General features: G+C 63.2%; 21 protein-coding genes and 1 pseudogene. 10 read left to right on the forward strand and 12 right to left on the reverse strand.

The window, feature by feature from the left end:
* Positions 1-49: 49 nt before the first annotated feature.
* Positions 50-940 carry a LysR family transcriptional regulator gene (locus tag FJ949_RS00100; RefSeq protein ID WP_140491127.1) on the reverse strand — a complete coding sequence of 297 codons (891 nt, stop codon included), beginning with the start codon at positions 938-940 and terminating at the stop codon, positions 50-52.
* A 96-nt stretch (positions 941-1,036) separates the two neighbouring features.
* On the opposite strand from FJ949_RS00100, the gene FJ949_RS00105 reads away from it, so the two are divergent.
* Positions 1,037-2,032, forward strand: a complete 996-nt coding sequence (locus FJ949_RS00105) for an aldo/keto reductase (protein WP_140491129.1) — start codon at positions 1,037-1,039, stop codon at positions 2,030-2,032.
* Positions 2,033-2,168: 136 nt separating this feature from the next.
* On the opposite strand, the gene FJ949_RS00110 is transcribed toward FJ949_RS00105, so the two are convergent.
* The 7 genes from FJ949_RS00110 to infC form a co-directional block, all read right to left on the reverse strand.
* The gene (locus tag FJ949_RS00110) at positions 2,169-2,771 is read right to left on the reverse strand and encodes a nucleotidyltransferase family protein (RefSeq protein WP_140491131.1); all 603 of its coding nucleotides are present in this window, start codon (positions 2,769-2,771) and stop codon (positions 2,169-2,171) included.
* Between the two features lie 48 nt (positions 2,772-2,819).
* Positions 2,820-5,228: a phenylalanine--tRNA ligase subunit beta gene (gene pheT, locus FJ949_RS00115; RefSeq protein WP_140491133.1), complete on the reverse strand. Its 2,409-nt coding sequence runs from the start codon at positions 5,226-5,228 to the stop codon at positions 2,820-2,822.
* 43 nt (positions 5,229-5,271) lie between these two features.
* Positions 5,272-6,369, reverse strand: a complete 1,098-nt coding sequence (pheS, locus tag FJ949_RS00120) for a phenylalanine--tRNA ligase subunit alpha (protein ID WP_140491135.1) — start codon at positions 6,367-6,369, stop codon at positions 5,272-5,274.
* A 142-nt stretch (positions 6,370-6,511) separates the two neighbouring features.
* Entirely contained in the window at positions 6,512-6,913 is a 402-nt protein-coding gene (gene rplT / locus FJ949_RS00125) for a 50S ribosomal protein L20 (protein WP_006201247.1), read from the reverse strand.
* 91 nt (positions 6,914-7,004) lie between these two features.
* A complete protein-coding gene (gene rpmI / locus FJ949_RS00130; RefSeq protein ID WP_006201248.1) occupies positions 7,005-7,208 on the reverse strand; it encodes a 50S ribosomal protein L35 in 204 nt (67 codons plus the stop codon).
* Positions 7,209-7,414: 206 nt separating this feature from the next.
* Complete coding sequence (locus FJ949_RS00135; protein ID WP_140491138.1) at positions 7,415-8,041, reverse strand: isoprenylcysteine carboxylmethyltransferase family protein; 627 nt, start codon at positions 8,039-8,041, stop codon at positions 7,415-7,417.
* A gap of 140 nt (positions 8,042-8,181) precedes the next feature.
* The gene (gene infC, locus FJ949_RS00140; RefSeq protein WP_140491142.1) at positions 8,182-8,718 is read right to left on the reverse strand and encodes a translation initiation factor IF-3; all 537 of its coding nucleotides are present in this window, start codon (positions 8,716-8,718) and stop codon (positions 8,182-8,184) included.
* A 218-nt stretch (positions 8,719-8,936) separates the two neighbouring features.
* On the opposite strand from infC, the gene FJ949_RS00145 reads away from it, so the two are divergent.
* The 4 genes from FJ949_RS00145 (at position 8,937) to FJ949_RS00160 (ending at position 12,305) form a co-directional block, all read left to right on the forward strand.
* Positions 8,937-9,701, forward strand: a complete 765-nt coding sequence (locus FJ949_RS00145) for an alpha/beta hydrolase (RefSeq protein ID WP_140491144.1) — start codon at positions 8,937-8,939, stop codon at positions 9,699-9,701.
* A 2-nt stretch (positions 9,702-9,703) separates the two neighbouring features.
* Positions 9,704-10,846, forward strand: a complete 1,143-nt coding sequence (locus FJ949_RS00150; RefSeq protein ID WP_140491146.1) for a benzoate/H(+) symporter BenE family transporter — start codon at positions 9,704-9,706, stop codon at positions 10,844-10,846.
* Between the two features lie 117 nt (positions 10,847-10,963).
* The gene (locus FJ949_RS00155) at positions 10,964-11,446 is read left to right on the forward strand and encodes a DUF2852 domain-containing protein (protein WP_140491148.1); all 483 of its coding nucleotides are present in this window, start codon (positions 10,964-10,966) and stop codon (positions 11,444-11,446) included.
* A gap of 100 nt (positions 11,447-11,546) precedes the next feature.
* Positions 11,547-12,305, forward strand: coding sequence for a M48 family metallopeptidase (locus FJ949_RS00160; protein ID WP_140491150.1), 759 nt, complete (start codon positions 11,547-11,549; stop codon positions 12,303-12,305).
* A gap of 101 nt (positions 12,306-12,406) precedes the next feature.
* Here FJ949_RS00160 and FJ949_RS00165 read toward each other — a convergent pair whose 3' ends face one another.
* A complete protein-coding gene (locus tag FJ949_RS00165) occupies positions 12,407-12,625 on the reverse strand; it encodes a hypothetical protein (RefSeq protein WP_140491152.1) in 219 nt (72 codons plus the stop codon).
* 111 nt (positions 12,626-12,736) lie between these two features.
* On the opposite strand from FJ949_RS00165, the gene FJ949_RS00170 reads away from it, so the two are divergent.
* The 5 genes from FJ949_RS00170 to FJ949_RS00190 all read left to right on the forward strand — a co-directional run bounded on the left by FJ949_RS00170 (position 12,737) and on the right by FJ949_RS00190 (position 18,072).
* Complete coding sequence (locus tag FJ949_RS00170) at positions 12,737-13,396, forward strand: phosphoribosylanthranilate isomerase (protein WP_140491154.1); 660 nt, start codon at positions 12,737-12,739, stop codon at positions 13,394-13,396.
* 87 nt (positions 13,397-13,483) lie between these two features.
* Positions 13,484-14,734 (forward strand): tryptophan synthase subunit beta, encoded by a 1,251-nt coding sequence (trpB, locus tag FJ949_RS00175; RefSeq protein WP_140491156.1) that lies wholly within the window; start codon positions 13,484-13,486, stop codon positions 14,732-14,734.
* Between the two features lie 2 nt (positions 14,735-14,736).
* Positions 14,737-15,576: a tryptophan synthase subunit alpha gene (trpA, locus tag FJ949_RS00180; RefSeq protein ID WP_140491158.1), complete on the forward strand. Its 840-nt coding sequence runs from the start codon at positions 14,737-14,739 to the stop codon at positions 15,574-15,576.
* A 181-nt stretch (positions 15,577-15,757) separates the two neighbouring features.
* Positions 15,758-16,684 carry an acetyl-CoA carboxylase, carboxyltransferase subunit beta gene (gene accD, locus FJ949_RS00185; RefSeq protein ID WP_140491161.1) on the forward strand — a complete coding sequence of 309 codons (927 nt, stop codon included), beginning with the start codon at positions 15,758-15,760 and terminating at the stop codon, positions 16,682-16,684.
* A 62-nt stretch (positions 16,685-16,746) separates the two neighbouring features.
* Entirely contained in the window at positions 16,747-18,072 is a 1,326-nt protein-coding gene (locus tag FJ949_RS00190) for a folylpolyglutamate synthase/dihydrofolate synthase family protein (RefSeq protein ID WP_140491163.1), read from the forward strand.
* Between the two features lie 105 nt (positions 18,073-18,177).
* Here FJ949_RS00190 and FJ949_RS00195 read toward each other — a convergent pair.
* From FJ949_RS00195 to trxA, 3 genes and pseudogenes are all read right to left on the reverse strand, one after another.
* A pseudogene (locus FJ949_RS00195) lies at positions 18,178-18,425 on the reverse strand (plasmid stabilization protein).
* A gap of 64 nt (positions 18,426-18,489) precedes the next feature.
* Positions 18,490-18,771 carry a cupin domain-containing protein gene (locus FJ949_RS00200; protein WP_140491165.1) on the reverse strand — a complete coding sequence of 94 codons (282 nt, stop codon included), beginning with the start codon at positions 18,769-18,771 and terminating at the stop codon, positions 18,490-18,492.
* Between the two features lie 134 nt (positions 18,772-18,905).
* Complete coding sequence (gene trxA / locus FJ949_RS00205) at positions 18,906-19,229, reverse strand: thioredoxin (protein ID WP_140491167.1); 324 nt, start codon at positions 19,227-19,229, stop codon at positions 18,906-18,908.
* Between the last annotated feature and the right edge of the window lie 18 nt (positions 19,230-19,247).

Raw genomic sequence — 19,247 nt, forward strand, 5'->3', positions numbered from 1 at the left:
AACGAATGCCGCGTCGGCTTTCTTCCACCTCCCACAAGGGAGAGGCAGCCTATCCGCTCACCCTGAAGAAATCGATGAAGGCCCTGAGCGCAGGCCGCATCTGGCGGCGGCTCGGATAGTAGACGAAGAAACCCTCGAAGGACGGACACCAATCCTCCAGCACGCGAACCAGCCGGCCATCGCGGAGCGGCTCGCGGACATAATCCTCGAAGACGAAGGCAAGCCCGGCCCCGTCGACCGCCGCCTGGGCGATCAGATGGTCTTCGTCGAGAATCAGTGGTCCTTGCGCAGCGATCTCGATCTCCTCGCCATCCCTGGCGAATTCCCAGCGGTAGAGAATGCCGCTGGAGAAGCGGAAGCGGATGCAGCGATGATCGGACAGGTCACGCGGATGGCGCGGCCTGGGCATGGTGTCGAAATAGGAGGGCGCGCCGGCCACGGCGCCGCGTATATCAGGCCCGATGCGCACCGCGATCATGTCGCGTTGCAGGCTTTCGCCAAGCCGCACGCCTGCATCGAAACCGCCTTCCACCACGTCGGTGAAGCGGTCCTCGATGACGATCTCCAGCACGATATCGGGGTAAGCCGCGGCAAAGGCGCCGAGCCGCGGGGTCAGCACCAGATGGGCTGCCGTGCGCGGCACGCTCAGCCGCAGATTGCCGGCGGGCCGGTCGCGCGCCTCGACCGCCGTCTCCAGCGCCAGGTCGATCTCCGACAGCGCCGGCCGCAATCGTTCCAGCAACCGCGCGCCCTCTTCGGTCGGGGCAACGCTGCGGGTGCTGCGTGCCAACAGCCGCACGCCAAGCCGCGCCTCAAGGCTGGACACGGCATGGCTGACCGCCGACGGCGCGATCGCCAGTTCCCTGGCCGCGCCGCGAAAGCTGCCGCATTGGGCAACAGTTGCCAGCACCGCAAGCTGTGAAAGATGTGCTCGGTTCATTGATCTATTCACTAGAACGCCCCGTGCACAGATGAGACGATTATCGAACATAAGGCAAGGCGCTATCTCCTGAGTATCGCAACAAGGAGACGCGTGATGAAAACCCGCAAACTCGGTACTGAATTGGAAGTTTTTCCGGTCGGCCTCGGCTGCATGGGCATGAGCTTTGGCTATGGGGGCCAGCCGGAAGCCGAGGCGATCGCCACATTGCGCCGCGCCGTCGAGATCGGCGTCAATTTCTTCGACACGGCGGAGGTCTACGGGCCCTACGAGAACGAGATCCTGCTCGGCAAGGCGCTGAAGCCGGTGCGCGATCAGGTGACGATCGCAACCAAATTCGGCTTCAAAATCCTGGAGGAAGGCACCGGCACCGACCGCATGGCGGGCGTCGACAGCCGCCCCGAACACGTCAAGGCCGTCGCAGAGGCGTCACTGAAGCGGCTGGGCACCGACGTGATCGATCTCTATTACCAGCACCGCGTCGACCCGAACGTGCCGATCGAGGACACGGTCGGCGCCATGGCCGAGCTGGTGCGCGAGGGCAAGGTGCGCGCGCTCGGCCTTTCGGAAGCGAGTGCCGCCACCATCCCCCGGGCGCATGCCGTGCATCCGATCGCGGCCGTCCAGAGCGAATATTCGCTGTGGAGCCGTGACCCGGAAGACGATGTGTTCGCCGTCTGCCGCGAACTCGGCATCGGTTTCGTTCCCTATAGCCCGCTCGGCCGTGGCCTCTTGACCGGCACGATCGCCAAGCCCGAAACGCTTGATGACGACGACTGGCGCCGCACCTTGCCGCGCTTTCAGGCCGACGCCATGGAAGCCAATGCCAAAGTCGTGGCCACGCTGGAAAAACTGGCGACCGAAAAGGGAGTGACCTCGGCACAGCTGGCGCTCGCCTGGGTACTGCACCAGGACGATTTCATTGTCCCCATCCCGGGCGCCCGAAAGATCCGCCATCTCGAGCAGAACACGGCGGCGGCTGATATCGAGCTGAGTGCCGCAGAGGTACAGACCATCGGCGATGCACTGTCGCCTGATAAGGTCATGGGCAAGCGCTACACAGAGGAGCTGCTGGCGCTGGTGAATGGGTGAGCTTTCACCCTCCCCCCTGTGCGGAGGTCGGCTCGCTGTCGCAGCGAAGCGAAGACAGGGGTGGGGTGGCGATGCGCGATACAGAAGATCACGGATGTCCGCGCGAGGCACCCCCCTCTGTCCTGCCGGACATTTCCTACCATGGCACGACCGTAATCTCCGGCCAGTAATCCCGCGCCCGCTGGCCCTTCGCCTCATGCGTCCGCTGATTGTCCATCGCCCGGTTCGGCGTGACGCGGAATGAGAAGACGTCGTCGAGACCGAACGGCGCCAGCAGTTCCAGTTGACAATCCGCGTCGTATCGCACCCCGACCGCATGTGTCTTCGACGCAAAAAACCGGACCGACTCGCTCGAACTCGTGTAGCGCGGACAGGGCCGCCCGAACTTCTGCGGGTACCACAAATGCACCCGCGCTTGGTTGCGCACCTCGACCGGCAGGGGCAGCCCCTGGAAATGCTTCGCCGCCCGGCGGATGACGGCGTCCTCGGCCTCGTAGGACAGGTCGCTATCGTCGAAATAGAACAGGTCGACATCCTTGATGCCATAACCCGACGGCTTCCCCGTCAGATGGTTCCAGACCGAGTTATAGAGCACGCCGGAGACCGCCAGCCAGTCCGGAAGATCGAGCGTGCGGGCACATACCAGCGCTTGGCGCACGAGCGCATCCGACAGCAGGATGTCGAGAAACGCAGCGCGTTGTGCTTCGAACGGGAGCCCGAAATAGTGCAAATGGTCCATCGCCCTTTGGAGGGCGATTCGCCGTGCTCCCGCAATCCCGGAAAGAGGCTATGCCCTGAGCACGCCTCCAGTCTGCTTGCCGACATTCTCGACGACGCGCCTGGCCAACGCCTCGAAATCCTCGTCGGTCAGCGTCTTCTCGACCGGCTGGATCGACACTTCGATGGCGATGGACTTCTTGCCCTCGCCGAGCGCCGCACCTTCGAAAACATCAAAGACCGAGACGCCGGTGACCAGCTTCTTGTCCGCGGCGAGCGCCGCGCGTACCAGCGTGCCGGCCTCGACCGCCTTGTCGACGACGAAGGCGAAGTCGCGCTTCACCGCCTGGAAGGCGGAGAGATCCAGCCTGGGCTTGGTTTTCGTCGGCTTTGCCTTGGGCTCGGGCACGGCATCGACATACACTTCGAAGCCGCAGAGCGGGCCGGAGACGTCGAGCCCTTCCAGCGTTTTTGGATGAAATTCACCGAACGTGCCGAGCACCGTCTTCGGTCCGAGCTTGATCGTTCCGGAACGACCAGGATGGTACCAGGACGGGCCGCCGGCCTCGATCTGCAGCCGCTCGACCGGCGCGCCGCAGGCTTCGAGTGCGGCGATGGCATCAGCCTTGGCGTCGAACACGCCGACCGGACCGGAATTGCCAGCCCAGTTGCGGCCGGAACCGTCGAGCTTGGCGGTGCCGCGCCGCACGCCGGCGGCAACGCGCCGTTGCTGGTCGGCGCCGTCGCCCTCATAGGTGCCGGAGACCTCGAACAACGCCACGTCGCCAATGCCCTTGTCGGCATTGCGCTGGGCGGCTGCGATCAGGCCGGGCAGCAGCGAGGGCCGCATGTCGGACATGTCGGCGGCGATCGGGTTGGCGAGCTTGAGCGAAGCCTGCCCGCCGCCGAATAGTTCGGCGTGCCTGGCGGGGATGAACGACCAGGTGACTGCCTCCATCATGCCGCGCACGGCCAGCGCCCGCTTGGCCGCGCGGGTGCGGATCTGCAGCGTCGTCAGGATCTTGCCGTTGACCGCGTCATGCGCGCCGAGCGGCTGCGAAGCGATGTTGTCGACGCCGTGGATGCGCATCACCTCCTCGACCAGGTCGGCCTTGCCGTCGACATCGGGACGCCAGGACGGCACGGCGATTTCGACGACATCGCCCGAACCCTCAGGCTTGAAGCCGAGGCGCGTGAGAATATCGAGGCTTTCCGCCTTCGGCACTTCTATGCCGGTCAGCCGCTTCACTTCCGACAGCGGGAAGGAGACGATCTTGGGCTGATGGCCGGCATAGCCGGCCACCTCGATTTCCGTCGGCGTGCCGCCGCAGAAATCAAGCACCAGCCGGGTCGCAAGCTCAACGCCCGGCACCATGAATTCGGGGTCGACCCCGCGCTCGAAACGATAGCGGGCATCGGTGATGATGCCGAGCGCGCGCCCGGTGCGGGCCGTGGTGATCGGGTCCCAGAGTGCGGATTCGATCAGCACGTCGGTCGTGTTCTCGTCGCAGCCGGAACGCTCGCCGCCCATGATGCCGGCGATCGATTCCACGCCATTGTCATCGGCGATGACGCACATCTCCGGCGTCAACGTGTATTCGCGGCCGTCGAGCGCCAGTACCTTTTCGCCATCCCTGGCGCGACGCACGACAAGATTGCCGGCGACCTTGCCGGCATCGAAGACATGCAGCGGCCTGCCACGATCGAAGGTGACGTAGTTGGTGATATCGACCAGCGCGCTGATGGGCCTCAGCCCAATGGCGATCAGCCGCTGCTGGAGCCATTTCGGGGACGGGCCGTTCTTGACGCCGCTGACCAGATTGAGCGCGAAGCCGGGGCAGAGTTCCGGCGCTTCGATCGTCACCTTGACGGGGCACATTCCATTGCCGACATGCGGCATGATCGCGCCGCCGACGAGGCGGCCGAGACCGCTCGCCGCGAGATCCCGGGCGATGCCGTAAACGCTGGTGGCATCAGGCCGGTTTGGCGTCAGATTGATCTCGATGACCGGATCGTCGAGATGCGCGTAAGCGGCGAAGCTGGTGCCGACCGGCGCATCTTCGGGCAGGTCGATGATGCCGTTGTGCTCGTCGGAAAGTTCCAGCTCGCGCTCGGAACACATCATGCCGTGGCTTTCGACGCCCCTGATCTTGCCAACCGTCAGCGTCACATCGATGCCGGGCACATAAGTGCCGGGCGCGGCGAAGGCGCCGATCATGCCCGCCCGCGCATTGGGTGCGCCACAGACGACCTGCACGGGCGGCTTGCCGTCGCCGGTGTCGACGGTCAGCACCCGCAGCCGGTCGGCGTCGGGATGCTGCACCGCCGTCAGCACCCTGGCGATGACGAAGGGCTTCAGGCTCGCCTTGTCGTCGACATGCTCGACCTCGAGGCCGATCGAGGTCAGCCGCTCGACGATCTCGCCGAGCGAGGCGTCGGTCTCGAGATGGTCCTTGAGCCAGGAGAGGGTGAATTTCATGATGCTGTTCCGTAATGTATCGCAGCAGGAATCGTCTTGACCGTCACGCGCTCAGGCCCCCGAACAAAGTCGGCATGTCGAGCGGCCGGAAGCCGTAATGCGACAGCCAGCGCACATCGGCATCGAAGAAGGCGCGCAGATCCGGCATGCCGTATTTCAGCATGGCGATGCGGTCGATGCCCATGCCCCAGGCAAAGCCCTGATATTCATCGGGATCGAGCCCGCCAGCGCGCAGAACGTTGGGGTGCACCATGCCGCAGCCAAGGATCTCCATCCAGTCGGAGCCTTCGCCGAAGCGCACCTCGCCTGGCCGCGAGCGGTCGCACTGGATATCCACCTCGAGGCTTGGCTCGGTGAACGGGAAGAAGGACGGCCGGAAGCGCATCTTGACCGACGGCACCTCGAAGAAGGCCTTGCAGAACTCTTCCAGCACCCACTTCATGTTGGCGACGTTGGCCGATTTGTCGATCACCAGCCCTTCGACCTGATGGAACATCGGCGAGTGGGTGGCGTCGGAATCCTGCCGGTAGGTCTTGCCCGGAATGACGATGCGGATCGGCGGCTTCTGCTTCTCCATGGTGCGGATCTGCACCGGCGAGGTGTGGGTGCGCAGAAGCTTGCGCTCGCCCTTCTCGTCCGGCTGGAAGAAGAAGGTGTCATGCATCTCGCGCGCCGGATGGCCTTCCGGGAAATTCAGCGCGGTGAAATTGTAATAGTCGGTCTCGATGTCGGGCCCTTCGGCGATGGCGAAGCCGAGATCGCCGAAGATCGCCGCGATCTCGTCGATGACCTGGCTGATCGGATGAATGCGGCCGCGCTCGGCCGGCGACTGCCGCACCGGCAGCGTCACGTCGACCTTCTCCGCGGCGAGGCGGGCAGTGATGGCAACATCCCTGAGTTCCGCCTTGCGCGCGGTGAGCGCATCGGTGACGCGGTTCTTGAGGCCGTTGATGGCGGGGCCTTTGACCTGGCGCTCCTCAGCGCTCATCGAGCCGAGCGTCTTCAGCATTTCCGAGATCGACCCCTTCTTGCCAAGGGCTGCCACGCGCACGGCTTCTATCGCGGCCTCGTCAGCAGCCGACGCTATGTCGGCGAGCAGCGAAGCTTCCAGGCTTTCAAGATTTCCAGCGGTGGCGTTCACGGCGAAACTCTCTCGATCGGGCAACCCACCATCACCGGGCGTGTCACCAATTTGGTTACATCAGGCATAAGAAAAACCCGCGCCAGCCGTGCCAGCGCGGGTTCCCCAAATCAGAATTTCGAATGCTTGGGAAGCGCTGGTCTTAGGCGACAGCGCTTTCAAAAGCATTCGGGGTGGTGTTCTTGAGGTACTCAAGAGCAACCTTGGCCTTGGCCACGAGCGCGGCGAAAGCCTGCGGCTCGTGGATGGCCATATCCGACAGGATCTTGCGATCGATCTCAATGCCAGCCTTGTTGAGGCCGTCGATGAAACGGCCATAGGTCAGGCCGTGCTCGTGCGTCGCGGCGTTGATGCGCTGGATCCACAGCGCGCGGAACGAGCGCTTGCGGTTCTTGCGGTCGCGATAGGCGTATTGCAGCGACTTTTCCACCGCCTGCTTGGCGATGCGGATGGTGTTCTTGCGGCGGCCGTAGAAGCCTTTCGCGGCTTTCAGGACCTTCTTGTGCTTGGCGTGCGAGGTGACGCCTCTTTTTACGCGTGCCATGTCATGATCTCCTTAAAAGCAATTCCAGGAAAAGTGCCTTGCGGTTTTCCGTTCGGAATTGCGTAAAACAAATTCGTGTTCGGCCGAATGCTCAGAGGCCGTTCGGCAGAAAATTCTTGATGACCTTCTTGCCATCCGGTTCAGCCAGAACCATCGTGCCGCGGGCATTTCGAATGAACTTGTTGGAACGCTTGATCATGCCGTGACGCTTGCCGGCCGCAGCCGACAGGACTTTACCCGTACCGGTGATCTTGAACCGCTTCTTGGCGGCCGATTTGGTCTTCATCTTGGGCATTTTGCTACTCCGTATTGTGGCGCACCATCGCGCTTCTTGTTCGCTTCGGGCCGACCAAAGCCCGAAAAGCAAATGAAACCGCCACGGCATGCCCTGCCGGGCGGTTTTCTTGGAACGGCGGTCCTATACGTCAAAGCAGGCGACTGTGCAACACCCACCGCGCCGCGCGTTTCCCCGAACGCCCGGATGCGGCGCCCGGTCCTTCATCAGGGGAGCGTAAACAACACCGGCAACATACCCGACTGCTGGGCGCCGTCGATCAGTTCGAAGGCCGGCAGCGCGATGAGGAACACCAGGCCGTCGAGAAGCGTTGTCAACAGCAGGCGCGGCTTGAAGCTGCCGGTGTCGCCTTCCTGGTAGAGGGAAAGCTTCGGAAAGAATCGCGGCACTCTTGCCAGATAGGCCTGATAGGGCTCGCCGAGCGTTTCCTTAAGGAATTTCTCCTCGCGCAGGATGACGATATGGAAGGCGCCCGCACACAGGACAGCGAACAGAATGATGCCGGAGAACGAGCCGATCTGCGCGCCGACGCCGGCCGCGGCCACAGTCGAGAACACATAGAGCGGGTTGCGGGTGATCGAATAAGGCCCGCCCGTCACAACTTCGGAAGATTTGCGCCCACCTATGTAGAGCGTCGACCAAAGGCGACCGCAGATACCTAGGAAAATCAGCAGCACGCCGAACATCTCGATCGTTTCATGCATCGCCGTATCAGGCGGAAAGCTCGATTGCCCGAACAGCAGGGCTGCGAACAGCACCACCACAAGCACGGCAAGCACCAGCCTGCGCGTGCGCTGGTAGCCACCCAGCCCGTATTTGAGTTTTTTGTCCAAGGGAGGAATCCGATCGTCGAGAGCTTAGCCGGCGACCGCAGCTATGGCCGAGAAATGGGCGTCCCGCCGATCGCCGGGACGCCCTGTAGCACAATTCAGGCGGAATTGGAGCGCGTCGGTCGCGCTAACCTTATCGTGATCTAGCGCGGCGCCAGCACCATCATCATCTGGCGGCCTTCGAGCTTCGGTTCCGCTTCCACCTTGGCGATGGTAGCCACTTCCTCACGCACCTTGTTCAGAAGCTGCATGCCGAGCTCCATATGCGCCATCTCGCGGCCACGGAAGCGCAATGTCAGCTTGACCTTGTCGCCTTCCTCGAAGAAGCGGCGCACCGCCTTCATCTTGGTCTCGTAGTCGTGGCTGTCGATGTTCGGGCGCATCTTGATCTCCTTGATCTCGATGACCTTCTGGTTCTTGCGCGCCTCGGCCGCCTTCTTCTGGTTGGCGTATTTCAACTTGCCGAGATCGAGGATTTTTACGACGGGCGGCTGCGCGTTGGGCGATATCTCGACGAGATCGAGCCCTGCCTCTTCGGCGAGCAGCAATGCGTCGTTGATGGAAACATCGCCACGGTTCTGGCCTTCGGCGTCGATAAGCTGGACCCGGGGAACCCGGATGTCACGATTGGAGCGCGGCCCATCCTTGGTCGGCGCCGCTGCTTTGAAAGGTCTGCGAATGGTCGTGGTCTCCTTGGCCGTTTCGTTCTGGATTTGCAGGTGTTGATATGTGGACGCGCCAATGTGGTGAGCGCGCGGGCGGAGTCAATAGCACAGCATTGACAGAAAATCACCTGATCGCTGCCTGCGGCAAACAAAGAAAGATCGCGAGCACTTTTCGCCACACCACTGGCTGTGTCACAAGACCCTGCGCCGAAAGTCGGCGTGAGGAAAAAGCCATGACTGCCCCTGTCTTTCTGGATGTCGACGGATCGAGCATCGCGGTGCGCCATATTGCGGGCGCGACGCCTGGCGTCGTCTGGCTCGGCGGCTACAAGTCGGACATGCTGGGCACGAAGGCTGAAGCGCTTTCGGACTGGGCGGCAAAAGACGGCCGCGCCTTCCTGCGTCATGACTATTCCGGACACGGCGAATCCGGCGGCGCCTTTGCCGACGGCACGATCTCAAAATGGCTTTCGCAAAGCCTGGCCGTGTTCCGGCATTTCACCAGCGGCAGCCAGATCCTGGTCGGCTCGTCGATGGGCGCCTGGATCGCCCTGCGCATGGTGCAGGAATTGCGCAAGGCAGGCGACGCAAGCGTCGTCGGTCTGGTGCTTCTAGCACCGGCGCCGGATTTTACCGCAGAACTGGTCGAACCGGTGCTGACCAAAGCGCAGAAGCGCGACCTTGCCAAAAAAGGCTTCTTCGAGGAGCCGTCGGACTATTCCACCGAGCCCTACATCTACACGCGCGCGCTGATCGAGGATGGGCGCGACAACCTGGTCATGACAGGCCCGCTCGACACGCACTGCCCCGTACACGTCTTGCAGGGCCTGGCCGATCGGGACGTGCCGTCGAGCCATGCGCTGAAGCTGGTCAGCCTGCTGCCGGCCGACGATGTCACGCTGTCGCTGATCCCGGACGGCGACCACCGGCTGTCGCGGCCGCAGGATCTCGACATGCTGGTGCGGGCGGTCGGCGACATGGCTGCGCGGGGCAAGTGACGATGCGCCTTTCCATCCCGATCTCAGCCTTTGTCGCGGCCATCGTCGGTTTCGGCGGCACGCTGGCCATTGTCATTGCCGCCGCCCACGCGGTTGGCGCGACGCAAATCCAGACGGCGAGCTGGGTGACCACCATCTGCCTGGCGATGGCGGTCGAAAGCCTGTGGCTATCCTGGCGAACGAAAATGCCGGTCATCACCGCCTGGTCGACGCCGGGCCTGGCGCTGATGGCGGCGTCGAGCGGTTTTTCGATCGGCGAGGCCGTCGCCGCCTTCATCGTCACCGGCATTCTTTTGGTCGCCACCGGGCTGTTCCGGCCGCTGACGAAACTGATCTCGGGGATACCGCCCTCGGTCGCTTCAGGAATGCTGGCCGGCATTGTCGTCACCTTCGCGCTCAATGCGGTCAAAACTGTTCCCGCCGATCCCTGGCTGATCCTGCCGTTGATCGCCGCCTTCTTCGTCATCCGCCTGTTCAATCCGGCGCTGTCGGTGCTGGCAGTGCTGGTCGGCGGCGGTCTCGCCGCGTTTCTCACCGGCCGCGTCGGCGGTTTGCCCACTCCTGAACTGTCGACGCTCACTCTGATCGCGCCTGTGTTCACCGCCAAGGCGATAATCGGCCTGGCAGTACCGCTCTACCTGGTCACCATGGCTTCGCAGAACCTGTCGGGCCTCGCCGTGCTGCGCGCCGCCGGCTACCATCCGGAACCCGGTCCGCTGATCGGCATCACCGGCCTGTTTTCGCTGCTTTCGGCGCCGTTCGGCGGCTCGACCACCAATCTGGCGGCAATTTCGGCGGCTATCTGCACCGGGCCCGACGTTCATCCAGACCCAACGGAGCGCTGGAAGACAGGGCCGTTCTATGCCCTTGCCTATCTGATCTTCGCGATTTTCGGCGCCTCCCTGGTGGCGATCTTCGCCGTCCTGCCGCAGAGCCTCATCGTGCTGGTTGCGGGTCTTGCGCTGATGGCCTCGCTGGCCAACGCGCTGGCGATCGCGCTCAAGGACGAAAGCGAGCGCATGGCCGCCACCGTCACTTTTGTCGTCACCGCCTCCGGGCTGACCTTGTTCGGCGTCGGCGCCGCATTCTGGGGACTGATTGCCGGTCTGGTCGTGCTTTTCCTCGATATGCTCAAAAAGCGATAATCATTTCAGCAGCTTGTCCGGTTTTAGCCGACATTGTCTTGAATCGCCGTTTTTGCCTTCCCATTTCGATTCCACGCAGCCGGTCCTGGCTGTCTCCAACCGAAGGAATGGGAGAAAATGAACACATCTGCATTGATCCGCCCGGCCTGGACGCCGGCAACCATCGCGTTGATGGTGATCGGCTTCATGGTGTTCTGGCCGCTCGGCTTCGCCATGCTCGCCTACATCATCTGGGGCGACCGGCTCGAGGGCTTCAAGCGTGATGTCAACCGCGCGACCGACGGCATCTTCGCCGGCTGCCGCCGCGGTTCCGACAAAGCCGCGCGCTGGGGCCACGGCTCCGCCCGGACCGGCAACGTCGCGTTTGACGACTGGCGCGAAAAGGAGCTTGAACGCCTGGCCGAGGAACGCCGCAAGCTCGACGACATGTTGACCGAGTTCGACGACTACGCCCGCGAATTGCGTCGCGCCAAGGACCAGGACGAGTTCGATCGCTTCATGGCGAACCGCAACAAGTCGACCGCTCCGGCAAAGAGCGACCCGAGCACAGGCACGACCCCCACCAAGCGTGGCAAAGGCTCGAACCTGCTTGACGACTGAGGCTGAGCGACAGGCCCGATCGTGAAAAAACGGCGTCGCGCGAGCGGCGCCGTTTCTTTTTTGTTCTATTCGTTTTTCTCGAATCGCGTATCGTCCGGCCATGACCCTCGGATTCTTCCGCAATCTGACGAAGCCCAAGCCCACGCCTGTCGTGGAGCGAGAATACTGCGTTGCCGGCCGCACGCTGCCGCTCAAGATCGTCGAGAGCGCCAGGGCGCGGCGTCTGACGCTGCGCATCGATTCCAGCGGCCAGGGCCTGCGTATCACCGTGCCGCCGGGCCTGCGCCGCGGCGAGGTGGAGCGGTTCCTCGATCGTCATCAGGACTGGCTGGAGCAGCGGCTGGCCAAGGTGCCGACACGGCCGCAGGTACGGCCAGGCATCAAGATACCAATCCGCGGCGTGCCGCACCGCATCGTGCATGAGCCGTCAAGGCGCGGCACCGTCACCGTGTCGCGCGACGAACGCGGCCCGCTGCTGATCGTGCATGGCGAGCGCATCCACCTGCCGCGCCGCATCGCCGATTTTTTGAAGCGCGAGGCCAAGAAGGAGATCGAGAAGCTGGTGGCCAGGCACACCGAAGCGCTTGGCAAGCGCGCCAAGGCGATCCGCTACAAGGATACGTCCAGCCGCTGGGGCTCGTGCACCTCCGAAGGCAATTTGTCCTTTTCCTGGCGCATCATGATGGCGCCGCCGCCCGTCATCAACTACCTCGTCGCGCATGAAGTAGCGCATCTGAAAGAGATGAACCACGGCCCGAAATTCTGGAAATTGTGCGAAAAGCTCTGCCCCGACACCGACCGCTGCAAGGACTGGCTGAAGCGCAATGGCGGGGCCTTGCAGGCGATCGTTTTCGAGTAGCGCAATGAAGCGTCGTACGGCGCCAGAAAATAAGCTTTTCCGCGGTGATGCTTCACACCTCCGGTCCCGCCAGCGTCTACGTTCTTACTGGCCGCACGAACTCAATCGTCATTCGCGGCGTTCAGTTCTTCAGGCCGCAGCCCCTCTTCGCTATGATGCGGCCACGGTAAAAAATTCCGATCGAAGGCGTCGGTGTCGAAATAATCGAGCGCCCGATGCGCCTCGGCGCCGTTGAAGGCGGCCTTGTCCATCAAATGCGCGATCACCTCGCGCGCTTGCGCGATCTTCTGCCTGAGTTCGGCAACGGTTCTGTCAGTCATGATGTTCTCCCGCCTTGCATGCTTTCCCATGATAGGTAGCGCCTTTGGCCCTGCCGGCAAACAACATGCTTTTTCTCGACTCTGCCTCGATTTCATGTCAATTCCCGCGCCATGGCACTCGACGTCAAAATCTGCGGCTTGAAGACCGACCAGGCAATGGCAGCGGCGCTGGCCGGCGGCGCCAGCCATGTCGGCTTCATTTTCTTTGCCAAGAGCCCGCGTTACATCGAACCGGCTGCAGCCGGGCGGTTGCGCGAAGCCGCGCGCGGCAAGGCTTTGGCGGTTGCCGTTACCGTCGACGCCAACGACACCTTCCTGGACGACATCATCGACAGCATGCGCCCGGACATGCTGCAGCTGCACGGCTCGGAAACGCCCGAACGGGTGGCCGAACTGAAAGCCCGCTATGACCTGCCGGTCATGAAGGCGCTGCCGCTCAGCGAAGCCGCCGATCTCGAGCGCATCAAACCGTTCGTCGGGGTCGCGGACCGGTTCCTGTTCGACGCCAAGCCGCCGAAGGGCTCCGAGTTGCCGGGCGGCAATGGCGTTGCGTTCGACTGGCGCATCCTGACCGGCCTTGACGCCGGGCTCGATTACATGCTTTCCGGTGGGCTCAACGCCGCCAATATCGGCGATGCCCTTCGGCTTGCCAGCCCGCCCGGAATTGATATTTCCTCCGGCGTGGAAAGCGCGCCGGGCATCAAGGATCCGGCGCTGATCGAGCAGTTTTTCCGGGCCGTCAAGGCAGCGCGAGACGACCGCGCCGCCTGACCGGCTCAAACCCGAGCATGTCCCGAAAGTGGAAAACGGTTTTCGACAGGACATGCTCAAGAAAATCGAGATGCCAGGAGATCGGCGATGAACAAGCCGGCGACACTCAATTCCTTCCGCACCGGACCCGACGAACAGGGCATGTTTGGCATTTTCGGCGGTCGTTTCGTGGCCGAAACGCTGATGCCGCTGATCCTCGACCTCGAACGGCACTGGAACGAGGTCAAGAACGATCCGGATTTCAGGGCCGAGCTCACCGATCTTTCGACCCATTATGCGGGGCGGCCGTCGAAGCTTTATTTCGCCGAAGGACTGACCAGGCATCTTCGTGAGGTTTCCTCGGCGAAGGGCATCGGGGGCGGCGCAAAGGTTTATTTCAAGCGCGAGGACCTGAACCATACCGGTTCGCACAAGATCAACAATTGCCTCGGCCAGATCCTGCTGGCCAAGCGCATGGGCAAGACGCGCATCATCGCCGAGACCGGGGCCGGCCAGCACGGCGTGGCGTCGGCCACGGTCGCTGCCCGTTTCGGCTTTCCCTGCGTCGTCTACATGGGTGCCACGGACGTTGCCCGCCAAAGCCCCAATGTCTTTCGCATGAAGCTGCTTGGCGCCGAAGTGCGGCCGGTGACCGCTGGCCACGGCACGCTGAAGGACGCCATGAACGAGGCGCTGCGCGACTGGGTGACCAATGTCGAGGACACTTATTACCTGATCGGCACCGCCGCCGGCCCGCACCCCTATCCGGAGCTGGTGCGCGACTTCCAGTCGGTGATCGGTTCGGAGGCGCGCGCTCAGATCCTCGAGCAGGAAGGCCGGTTGCCCGACACCATCATCGCCGCCGTCGGCGGCGGCTCCAACGCCATCGGCCTGTTCCATCCGTTCCTCGACGACAAGGATGTCCGCATCATCGGCATCGAGGCCGGCGGGCGTGGCCTCGACGGCATCGAGCACTGCGCCTCGATGAACGCCGGCGCGCCGGGCGTGCTGCATGGCAACCGCACCTATCTCCTGCAAAATGCCGACGGCCAGATCATGGACGGCCATTCGATCTCGGCCGGCCTCGATTACCCCGGCGTCGGCCCGGAGCATTCCTGGCTGCGCGACTCTGGCCGCGTCGAATATGTGCCGATCCTCGACGACGAGGCGCTGGAGGCCTTCAAGCTGACCACACGCGTCGAAGGCATCATCCCGGCGCTCGAATCGGCGCACGCCATCGCCCATGCGGTGAAGATCGTGCCCGCCATGGACAAGGACCAGATCGTCATCGTCAACCTGTCCGGCCGCGGCGACAAGGACGTGCATACGGTGGCTTCGATGCTGGGCATGGAGATCTGATCATGGTGACCCGCATCGATCGCCGCATGGCAAAGCTCAAGAACGAAGGCCGCCCGGCGCTCGTCACCTATTTCATGGGCGGCGACCCGGACTATCAGACCTCGCTGTCGATCATGAAGGCGCTGCCAACGGCCGGCGCGGACATCATCGAACTCGGCATGCCGTTCTCCGATCCGATGGCCGATGGCCCGGCGATCCAGGCCGCGGGCTTGCGGGCGCTGAAAGGCGGCCAGACGCTGGTCAAGACGCTCAAGATGGCGGCTGACTTCCGCACCGGCGACAATGAGACGCCGATCGTTCTGATGGGATACTACAACCCGATCTACATCTACGGCGTCGACCGCTTTCTCAAGGACGCATTGGCCAGCGGCATCGACGGGCTGATCGTCGTCGACCTGCCGCCGGAGATGGACGAGGAGCTGTGCATCCCGGCGCTGAAAGCCGGCATCAACTTCATCCGGCTGGCGACGCCGACCACCGACGACAAGCGCCTGCCCAAGGTGCTGCAGAACACGTCCGGCTTCGTCTATTACGTGTCGATGACCGGCATCACCGGTTCCGCGCTGGCCGACACCGGCAAGGTGGCTGCGGCGGTCAAGCGCATCAAGGGCCATACCGATCTGCCGGTCTGCGTCGGCTTCGGCGTCAAGACCGCCGAACAGGCGCGCGTCATCGGCGCCAATGCCGACGGCGTCGTCGTCGGCACCGCGATCGTCAATGCGGTCGCGAATGTGCTGGGGCCGAAGGGCGAAAAGACCGCCGACCCGGCCGAGGCCGTCGCCACGCTGGTCAGCGGCCTCGCGCAGGGCGTGCGGTTGGCCCGCCTTGCTGCCGCCGAATAGTTTTCCTACCTCAGGTCTTGTGCACGTCGCCATCCCGGGCGGCATGCGCTGGATCGGTTTGCCGTTTCACGGAAACGCCGAACCGCTCTATCTTTTTGCTTTATCGCAATTCCGGTCGGAAAACCGGTTCACACTTTTCCTGGAATTGCTCTAACTCTTCGTCAGGACAGGAGCCGAAGCGATGAACTGGATCACCAACTACGTTCGCCCGAAGATCAATTCGATGCTCGGCCGGCGCACCGACATGCCCGAGAACCTGTGGATCAAGGATCCCGAGACCGGGGAGATGGTGTTCCACAAGGATCTGGAATCCAACCAGTTCGTCATCCCGTCTTCGGGCCATCACATGAAGATCTCGGCCAAGGAGCGGCTGAAATACTTCCTCGACGACGGCAAATACGAACAGCTCGAAAATCCCAAGGTCATGCTGGACCCGCTGAAGTTCCGCGACGAGAAGCGCTACACCGACCGGTTGAAGGACGCCAAGGCCAAGACCGGCCTGGAAGATGCCATCGTCAACGCGCTGGGCACCGTAGAAGGCCTGCCGGTGGTGGTGACGGTGCAGGATTTTGCCTTCATGGGCGGTTCGCTCGGCATGGCCGCGGGCGACGCCATCGTTCATGCCTTCGAGGTGGCCGTGCAGCGCAAGCGGCCGCTGATCCTGTTTGCCGCTTCCGGCGGCGCGCGCATGCAGGAAGGCATCCTGTCGCTGATGCAATTGCCGCGCACCACGGTCGGCGTCGACCGGCTGAAGGAAGCCGGCCTTCCCTACATCGTCGTGCTGACCAATCCGACGACCGGCGGCGTCACTGCCTCCTACGCCATGCTGGGCGACGTGCATATAGCCGAGCCCGGCGCACTGATCGGCTTCGCCGGACCGCGTGTCATCGAGCAGACCATCCGGGAAAAACTGCCGGACGGCTTCCAGCGCTCCGAATATCTGATGGAGCACGGCATGGTCGACATGGTGGTGTCGCGACTGGAGATGCGCCGGACCATCGCGCGGCTCTTGAAGATGCTGCTCAAGATGCCGGAAGAGCACAAGCCCCTAGAGCCGGAAATCCTGCCGCCGGCGGTGGTCGCGACGGAAGCACGGCCGCAGGCCTGACGCGACACTCTTTGCCGCGAACCGCGATTGCGCGCGATCCATCGCGCGCTTAGGACTCTTACATGACCACGCTTGCCGCCGACCGTGAAATCGAAGCGCTGATGGCGCTTCACCCGAAAGGCTTCGATCTTTCGCTCGACCGCATTTCACGGCTGCTGGAGCGGCTGGGCAATCCTCAGGACTTGCTGCCGCCGGTGATCCATATCGCCGGCACCAACGGCAAGGGCTCTTGCGCCGCCTTCTCGCGGGCGCTTCTGGAAGCGTCCGGCCGGCTCGTGCACGTGCACACCTCGCCGCATCTGGTCAGCTGGCACGAGCGCTACCGGCTGGCGGCCGATGGCGGCGGCAGGCTGGTCGAGGACGATATCTTCGCCGAGGCCATCGCCCGCGTCGCCAAGGCCAATGGCGGCGAGAAGATCACCGTTTTCGAGATCCTCACCGCCGTCACCTTCATCCTGTTTTCGGAGCATCCGGCCGATACCGCCATCGTCGAGGTCGGCCTCGGCGGCCGCTTCGACGCCACCAATGTCATCGCCAGACCGGCTGTCTCGGTGATCATGCCGGTGTCGATGGACCACGAAGCCTATCTCGGCGACCGCGTCGAACTGATCGCCGCCGAGAAGGCCGGCATCATCAAGCGCGGTTGCCCGGTGGTCATCGGCGCGCAGGAAACCGAGGCGGCGCAGCAGGTGCTGATCGAAACCGCCGAGCGGCTCGGCTGCCCGACCCTGGTCTATGGACAGGATTTCCTCGCCTTCGAGGAGAACGGCCGCATGGTCTATCAGGACGATGATGGCTTGATGGATCTGTCGCCGCCGCGGCTGCCCGGGCGCCACCAGTTCGCCAACGCGGCCGCCGCGATCGCCGCCGTCAAGGCAGCCGGCTTCGAGATCAGCCACCGTGCCGCCGAGAAGGCGATGACCACTGTCGCCTGGCCGGGGCGGATGCAGAAGCTGTCGCAAGGCAGGCTGACGGAACTGGCGCCCAAGGGCGCCGACATCTGGCTCGACGGCGGCCACAATCCGGGCGCCGGCGTGGTCGTCGCCGAGGCGCTGGCCGAGCAGGAAGAGAAGAACCCCAGGCCGCTTTTTCTCATCTCCGGCATGATCAACACCAAGGACCAGAGCGGCTATTTCCGCGCCTTCAATGGCCTCGCCCGGCACGTCTATACGGTGCCGGTGAGCCTGAGCGACGCCAGCGTGCCGAACGACGAACTGGCGGCCCGCGCCACGGAGGCCGGGCTTACGGCCGAGCCGGTGAGTTCCGTCGCCAGCGCGCTGATGTTGCTGCGCGACACCTGGGACGGCCCGCCGCCGCGAATCCTGATCGGCGGCTCGCTCTATCTGGCTGGCGCGGTGTTGGCGGAGAACGGCACGCCGCCGACGTGACGCTTCCAGTATCTGCGCCTAACTAACCGGTCCAAGCCGCCGCTCAGAAGTCCCAACGCGAGATCATATCAGGCCGGTGGTGCCAGGTCGTTGGTACGGCGAAAATCAAACTTCAGGTCCTGTATGAGCCTGACGGCCTTCTCGGACGATTTTCTCCAGATCGATGTCGGTGCCACTGCTTGCGCCAGGTGGGCATAGAATGTGGGCGCGGGTTCGCGACCTGCTTCACGAATCTCGTAGGATTCAAGCGCTCGCTCGACGACATCTGCTATCGAGCGATTTTCGCGACGAGCAAGTCTATGAGCCAGGTCGCGTGCTTTTGCGCTACGGACCGAGAGCTGAGGTTCGGCCATCTCAAACTCCGTTGTTGGAAGACATATATACCGATTTCCGCTGCGGTATTCGAGGCGAACGCCGCTATTTCAGCTCGATCTCAATGAAGGCATATTCGCCGTCATTGGCGCTGATGACGTCGTGCTCGACGCCTTCCCTGCGGAAATAGGGCGCGCCTTTCTTCATTTCGGCGAAGGATTCGCCGTCCTTGGTCAGAAGCTTTACCTTGCCGTCCATCAGCGGCACGACAACATAGTCGTGGCCATGGCGGTGCCAGCCGGTGTTGTCGCCCGGCTGAAAGCGGTATTCCGTGACGATGACGCGCTCATTGTCGATGAAGACGGTGGCCTTGGCGGATCCGGTCATTTTTCCTCTCCCTGCATCTGCTGCCAGCAGAAGACATGGAGGCCCCGGACGTCAGGGCCAGAGCGGGCGACCAATGACGCCAACAAAAAGCCCGGCGCGATCGGCCGGGCTTGATGTCAGGAATTTCGGATTGATCAGGCGAGATTACCGTTGATCCAGTGCGACAGCGCGGTCTTGGGCGCGGCGCCAACCTTCACATCGGCTCTTTCGCCGCCCTTGAAGATCATCAGCGTCGGGATCGAGCGCACGCCGAATTCCGCTGCCAGTTCGGGATTCTCGTCGATGTTGAGCTTGGCGATCTTCACCTTGCTGCCGAGCTCATTGGCGATGTCTTCCAGCGCCGGCGCGATCATCTTGCAGGGACCGCACCATTCCGCCCAGAAATCCACCACGACCGGCTCCTTGGCGTCGAGCACAGCGGTCTGGAAATTGTTCTTGTCGACCTTGACGGTAGCCATGCGGAAATCCTTTCGAAA

It is taken from the genome of Mesorhizobium sp. B2-4-1 (genome assembly GCF_006442185.1).
Classification (GTDB): domain Bacteria; phylum Pseudomonadota; class Alphaproteobacteria; order Rhizobiales; family Rhizobiaceae; genus Mesorhizobium.